We start from the raw sequence: 5,356 nt of genomic DNA, 5'->3' as shown, positions 1-5,356 counted from the left end.
GCTTTAAAAGTTTAAACTTTTTTGCAACAGTATTGAAAGCCCCCGATTTTAAAACTGCATTGTTCGGTAAATAAAGAAAATTATGGGGATCAGAATATTCTGCCACAGCATTTTTCTCATCATTAAAAACAAAAACAAAATCCGGATCTGTACTTTCAAGATTTACACATTTAATTTCTGTATCGGTGTGGGAATTTTTCCTGCTTATAAAAACCAACAGTTCCTTCACCTCATTTTTCACCGCTATAATTTCAATTTTCGAAACATTTTTTACAACAGAAAGCAGATATGAAATGTCAATGAGCGGTGAAAGTTTAATGATGATTTCATCTGAAATCTCTCCCAATTTTTCCTGAATTTCAAGTAAATTCGGAGAAAGGTCTTCCAAAAGGAATTTTTTGTTTTTCTGAGCATCTCGCCGCGCCGGATCAAGATAAATCAAGTCAAACTTTTGTGAGTTTTTCTGCAGAAAATCCTCTAAATTTTCATTGATAAGATTGGCTTTTCTTCCAAGAATGTTCCAGTTGTGTTTCACCGTTTCTAAAAGTTCAGTATTCTGTTCTACGAGAGTAACTTGATCAAAATTCTGAGATAAAAAATACGCATCAATTCCAAATCCTGAAGTGAGATCAAGAAAATTTTTCCCTTTTAAATTTTTGGCTTTAAATTCTGCTGTTGATTGCGACGAAGCCTGTTCCAGATTAAGATTTGGTGGAAAAATAATGCCATCCCGAAGCAGAAACGGAAACTTTTTCTGTGCAACTTTTTTTCCTTTAATCTGCTGCACAATTTCGTGCATCGAAACGTCCGGAAACGGCGACTTTTTCAGTAACAAAGAATGCAAATCAGCCGTGAGATTTGCATTGATATAATTTTGAATTTCTTCGGTAAGAATTGAAGGATTTATGCCTGTTTTCATCTCATATTATTCAAACATTTCAGCCCAGCGCACCGGTTTAATCACTGATGAATCATAAAGTTCTTCCACCGATTTTGTTTTTTCGTGTTTCGGATAAAGATTTATGCCGATGAGTTTTATTTTACCTGCCTCAACCCAACTCTGTTCTTTAACAGCCTGCTCATAAATCATTTGCTGAATTTTACCAGCTTTTAGATTTTCGCAGTAACCACCGTTATTTTCTATTTCCAGAAATAATTTCCAGGCGTTTTCTGCAAACTGCTGCGTGATGTTTTCAATATAATAACTGCCGTTTCCGCCGTCTTCAAAAACATTGATAATACTTTCGTAAGCCAGAACGATCTGCTGTTTGAACGAAATTTCTTCGGAAAGCGCAGTAGCATTTTCAAGTCTGAAATCATTGCTGAAAACTGCATCTGCACCGCCAATCATTGCCGCCGAAAGCTCTAATGTAGAACGAATCAGGTTCTTTTCAGGTTCATTTTTTGATTTGTTTCTCAGAGAAGTTTCAGCAAAAATATAGGGAACTTCATTTTTACCGAATTCTTTCGAAAGCTGAATAAAAAGAAGTTTAAATGCACGGATTTTAGCAAGCTCAAAAAAATAATTAGCGCCTACCGCAAATCTGAAAACGAGCTTGTTTAAGATTTCTGCACCGAAAATTTCGGTTAGGTCTTTCGTTTTGGCCAGTGCAAAAGCAAGCTGCTGTACAATTGATGCACCGGAATTTTGATGAAGGGCTACGTCAATGCCGATATTTCTTTCGAAATCTTTGGCCAGAAGTTCTTTTCCCAGCTGTTCATTAAGTTCACTGTTTTCTTCAGAAAAAATGTCGATGAGCGAAAGACAGCGGTTATTTTCATCGGGAGAAATATGTTCAGCAAGGTCTTTGTTATTGATGAACAGTACTTTTTCTTCAAGATTTTCTACGTTTTCGTTCAGGAGAAAAGCAAAAATATTTTCTTCAAGATCTTCGCGGTATTTTGCAACCAACTGGGTAGATTCCTCAATTTTGGGTAAGTTCTCCAGCGGTTTTTCTACTGAGTCGTAAAAAGGCTTCACAATGATTCCTTCGAGATTTTCTTTTGAAAGAATTTCGTAAATATTTTCGGTTTTCAACTGTTTCTGAACGAGATTTTCCCAATCGGAAAGTGAGGTCTTTGTAAACATTTTTTACTGTGTTTTCGTAATATTCATACTATCTACCACTAAAATAAAAATTTCTTCATTGGGCTTCTTCATGAAATAATTTTCGCGGGCAAATTTCTCCTTTTCAGATTTGTTGTTCATGAGCTTTTTGTAGAAAGCATCGTTCTTTTGGTACTCTTCTTTGTAATAAGCCAGTTGCTTTTCGTACTTGTTTATTTCGCCGTTCATTTCGTTGATTACGAGAAATGAAGTGCTGTCGAAAAAGACCATCCAAACCAAAAAAAGGAAAATGGTAATAAAATATTTATTCAGAACATATTTTTGAATGAATTTTAAAGCAGGCGTTTTCGGCTTGATGTCTTTAATTAATTCTTTCATAATCAATGTGTTTTTTTCAGCGTATTGTTGATTACCGTTGAAAGGAAATCAATCGCCACGGTATTTTGTTTCATGTTGGGAACGATAAGATCAGCTTCGTTTTTCGATGGTTCTATAAATTCCATGTGCATGGGTTTCAGCGTGGTTTGGTAACGGTGCAGCACTTCCTGCAGATCGCGGCCCCGTTCCTGAGTGTCGCGTCGAATTCTTCTGATCAACCTTTCGTCGGAATCTGCATGAACAAAAACTTTAAGATCATATTCCTTTAATAGTTCAGGGTTTGTCAATACAAGAATTCCCTCAACGATCAATACGTTTTTTGGCTCAATCTGTACATGATCACCGGTTCTGGAATGGGTTACAAACGAATAGATTGGCTGTTCGATCGCTTCCCCATTTTTCAAAGATTTAACATGTGAAATCAAAAGTTCGAAATCGATTGACTTTGGGTGATCGTAATTCAAAACTTCGCGTTCTGCCAATGTAAGCTGCTGGTTATCATGATAATAATTATCCTGAGACAGAACGTTTACCCCTTCAGCATTCAGTTGCTGAAGAATTTTGTTTACAACGGTAGTTTTCCCGGAGCCTGTACCTCCTGCAATTCCGATAACGAGCATAAATTATAATTTCTGCAAATATAAGATTATGTATGGGTTTTAATAAAAATTAAAGTTATGAATTTACACAATTTTCCGGGAAAATCATCCTTTTCTTTCAATTCCAAACACATAATAAACCACCGCCAGCACACGGGCCAAAAATTCCCGCGACTGATTGCGGTAATAACTCTGGTTGCTTAAAACATCCTGCGCATCGAATCCCAGCGCATTCATATCATTATTCCGCGCATAAAAAAGCGCACGAAGGTTATGAAAACCCTGCGAAACAATAATCACATCATTCTGCTGGTATATATTTTTGCAATTGTTGATGCTGGCCTGGGTTTTAAAACCTTTTGGGTCTTCAATAATGATACGTTCCGGCACTCCTTCCTGATAAACCAGATAATTTTTCATAGCAAAAGGCTCATCGTAACCCGGACTTTTTTCGCCACTCACAATAATTTTTTTGATTTTTCCGTGATGGTAAAGCAAAGCGGTAGCATCCATCCGAGAAGTAAAATAGGGGTTTGAGAGTCCGGATTTCATCTTCGGTGAAGTTCCCAGGACCAAAGCTGTTTCCCGCGGCGGAATCTTAGAAATTCTGGTGTAGGTACGTCCATTCGTTAATGCATACACCCACACATTTGCCAAAATCATCAGCAAAACACCAATTTCTACCAGCGTAAAAAAAGATTTTAGTATGTTTAAAATTCTTTTCAAACCTTACTTAAACAAGATCAAAATTAACTTTTATTTTCTTACTCAGCATTACCGACATGCAGGCAAGGATTTTTCCTGAGGCTTCTTCTTTTTCTGTTAAATATTCGTTTTCAAGAAGTTCAACTTCACCTTCTTCCAGCACAGATTCGCAGCTGCCACAAATGCCTGATTTACAGGAATAAGGCACAGGAAACCCCTGGATTAAGAGTTGCTGCAGGAGTTTTACTTCATTATTTTTTAAGGTTGTTGAATAATTTTTGTTGAACAGTTTAAAATCAACTTCAATATTCTCCACACGCGGAAAATCCTTTTCTACCGGATAAATATCTTCATTATATTCTTCGAAAAGCTCGAAATGAATATTTTTTTTGGGAATTCCGTTATTGTAGCAGGCATTTGCCAGTGATTTTATCATCTCGCCTTTTCCACAAATCAACACTTCATCCACCGCATCCCAAATGGTGCTTTCTTCATCGGTATCATCCAGATGAAGGATCTGGTTGATGATTAATTTTAGTTTTCTCTCATCTAAACGCCCGTGAAATAAGTTATCTGAAGTTGGTTCCTGTGAAAAAAAATAGAAAATCTGAAGCCGGTCGGCATATTTTTTCGCTAAATTGTCCAATTCATCTTTAAAAGCAATTTCTTCAGATTTGCGGTTGCCGTAAAACATAAAAAGTCTGGTTCTTGGCTCTTTATGAAGAATATTTTTAAAATGACTGAGCAGCGGAGTAATCCCAATTCCGCCCGCAAAACCAATGATAGTGCGGAATTCGTGAGGTTTCGAAACCAAAGTAAATCTTCCTTTCGGTTCAGAAATTTCTACTTCATCACCAACTTCGAAATCATTATAAAGGTCGTTGGTAGAGCTTTCCTCCCCGTTAATCTTTATACCAAGTGCAATTTTCCCTTCGTGTGGCGCCGAAGTCATTGAAAAATCGTTCTGAAAAACCCCTCCTTTTGACGGGTATCTTATCGTTACATATTGGCCGGCTTCAAACTTATAATTTAATTTTAAAGCTTCCGGAATTTCAAACTCCAGCGAAAAAGTGTTTTTGGTAAGTTGCTGCTTTTTCGTTAATTTTAGCCGGTGAAATTCTCCTTGCTTTGCTTTGGGTAATCGTTTTTCCATATCAAATATCTTTCAAAAATAATAAAAATAAAATGAAAAAATTCCTTCTGAGCGCGATGATTTTGGTGGCTTTTACTGCCTGTAAAAAAGAAACTCAAATCTCCGAAAACACCGAAACATCCCCTGCTGATTCTGTTACAGTTCCGGAATCCAACGAAATTTCTGAAGCGGTTATTCCTTTCAAACAGATTGAATTAAGCCCCGAAGAAACTTCGGAAATCCTTGCCAAAAAAGATAACGATACTTTATATGTTACCAACTTTTTTGCAACTTGGTGCGGACCGTGCATGCGCGAAATGCCTCATTTTAAAGAAAAAATAAAAGAAATGGAATCGCAGCCGGTAAAATTTACTTTTGTAGGGCTGGATCCGAAAGAAGACTGGGAAACCAAAGTGAAAGCTTTTGCTGAAGAAAACAACCTCTCCAAACATATTGTTCTGGTTGACGGACAAA

7 protein-coding genes are annotated in these 5,356 nt (G+C 36.9%); 1 reads left to right on the top strand and 6 read right to left on the bottom strand.

All coding sequences use genetic code 11. The features are described 5' to 3' along the window. From V5N63_RS07375 to V5N63_RS07350, 6 genes are all read right to left on the bottom strand, one after another. Positions 1–919: RsmD family RNA methyltransferase (locus tag V5N63_RS07375; RefSeq protein ID WP_332033431.1), on the bottom strand; the 919-nt coding region annotated here is incomplete at its 3' end. A gap of 6 nt (positions 920–925) precedes the next feature. Further along, positions 926–2,089: a methylmalonyl-CoA mutase family protein gene (locus V5N63_RS07370; RefSeq protein ID WP_332033430.1), complete on the bottom strand. Its 1,164-nt coding sequence runs from the start codon at positions 2,087–2,089 to the stop codon at positions 926–928. A 3-nt stretch (positions 2,090–2,092) separates the two neighbouring features. Further along, a complete protein-coding gene (locus V5N63_RS07365) occupies positions 2,093–2,446 on the bottom strand; it encodes an FtsB family cell division protein (RefSeq protein WP_332033429.1) in 354 nt (117 codons plus the stop codon). Between the two features lie 2 nt (positions 2,447–2,448). Further along, positions 2,449–3,066, bottom strand: coding sequence for a uridine kinase (gene udk / locus V5N63_RS07360; protein WP_088468926.1), 618 nt, complete (start codon positions 3,064–3,066; stop codon positions 2,449–2,451). A gap of 84 nt (positions 3,067–3,150) precedes the next feature. Then, a complete protein-coding gene (locus V5N63_RS07355; protein ID WP_332033444.1) occupies positions 3,151–3,708 on the bottom strand; it encodes a SanA/YdcF family protein in 558 nt (185 codons plus the stop codon). Positions 3,709–3,778: 70 nt separating this feature from the next. Next, entirely contained in the window at positions 3,779–4,903 is a 1,125-nt protein-coding gene (locus V5N63_RS07350) for a 2Fe-2S iron-sulfur cluster-binding protein (protein WP_332033428.1), read from the bottom strand. A gap of 32 nt (positions 4,904–4,935) precedes the next feature. On the opposite strand from V5N63_RS07350, the gene V5N63_RS07345 reads away from it, so the two are divergent. Next, positions 4,936–5,356: TlpA family protein disulfide reductase (locus V5N63_RS07345; RefSeq protein ID WP_332033427.1), on the top strand; the 421-nt coding region annotated here is incomplete at its 3' end.

Source organism: Kaistella sp. (genome assembly GCF_032060305.1).
Classification (GTDB): domain Bacteria; phylum Bacteroidota; class Bacteroidia; order Flavobacteriales; family Weeksellaceae; genus Kaistella; species Kaistella yananensis.
The sequence above is the reverse complement of the archived record's forward strand: the minus strand, read 5'-3'. Positions and strand labels throughout refer to the sequence as shown.

Coding starts and splice junctions, on each gene's coding strand:
- V5N63_RS07370 (WP_332033430.1), bottom strand. CDS start 2,089: ATGTTTACAAAGACCTCACTTTCCGATTGGGAAAATCTCGTTCAGAAA.
- V5N63_RS07365 (WP_332033429.1), bottom strand. CDS start 2,446: ATGAAAGAATTAATTAAAGACATCAAGCCGAAAACGCCTGCTTTAAAA.
- udk (WP_088468926.1), bottom strand. CDS start 3,066: ATGCTCGTTATCGGAATTGCAGGAGGTACAGGCTCCGGGAAAACTACC.
- V5N63_RS07355 (WP_332033444.1), bottom strand. CDS start 3,708: ATGATTTTGGCAAATGTGTGGGTGTATGCATTAACGAATGGACGTACC.
- V5N63_RS07350 (WP_332033428.1), bottom strand. CDS start 4,903: ATGGAAAAACGATTACCCAAAGCAAAGCAAGGAGAATTTCACCGGCTA.